The organism is Absiella sp. AM29-15 (assembly GCF_003434225.1).
Classification (GTDB): domain Bacteria; phylum Bacillota_I; class Bacilli_A; order Erysipelotrichales; family Erysipelotrichaceae; genus Hoskinsella; species Hoskinsella hominis.
Map to the genome: position 1 here is coordinate 2,507 of NZ_QVFL01000040.1, position 218 is coordinate 2,724.

Genomic DNA, 218 nt, shown 5'->3' on the forward strand with positions numbered 1-218 from the left:
TACTGCTCATAGTCCTTTTCATAGATACAGAAATACACATCTGATTTCAGCGAACCAAGATAAAGGGTACGTCCCATATATTCTCTATCGTCCTCTCTGTGCTTGATAAGCTCGCCCGACTGATAAAACTTATAACTTCTGGACTTTCCGATATATTCCCGTTTTCTGCATTTTTCCGCAAGCTCTGGAATATCCAAAATGCCCGTATGGTCGTTGAT

At 40.8% G+C, this 218-nt stretch carries 1 protein-coding gene; it reads right to left on the reverse strand.

Features of this window, described 5'->3' with window-relative positions; all coding sequences use genetic code 11:
• The coding region (locus tag DW761_RS21590) for a replication initiation factor domain-containing protein (protein ID WP_233513152.1) at positions 1-218 on the reverse strand (218 nt) is incomplete at both ends.